This is a genomic window from Pectobacterium brasiliense (assembly GCF_013449685.1).
Lineage (GTDB): Bacteria > Pseudomonadota > Gammaproteobacteria > Enterobacterales > Enterobacteriaceae > Pectobacterium > Pectobacterium brasiliense_A.
Genome location: NZ_JACDSF010000130.1, coordinates 1 through 241 on the forward strand (window position 1 = coordinate 1; position 241 = coordinate 241).

Genomic DNA, 241 nt, shown 5'->3' on the forward strand with positions numbered 1-241 from the left:
TGCTAAACAGGCAGCATTAACCCGAGCACCATTGCTGGCGTTAACACCGATGCTGGCAGTTGAACCTGTTTTTGCCAAATCCTGTTTACGTGGCGCGGGTTGTACCGATGCGGGCAAAGAAGAAGAGCCACAGGGCAATATTGGGGAGATGAGTTTTTATGTCGCTGAACCTGTTGAGCAGGCTAATCCCTCGCAAGAAAAATCAGTTGAGGTAAAGCAGTATGCGCAGGCAGCGAAAAAG

At 49.8% G+C, this 241-nt stretch carries 1 pseudogene; it reads left to right on the forward strand.

Annotated features, from left to right (window positions below):
• Positions 1-241 (forward strand): annotated as a pseudogene (locus H0248_RS21615) (S-type pyocin domain-containing protein); the annotation flags it as partial.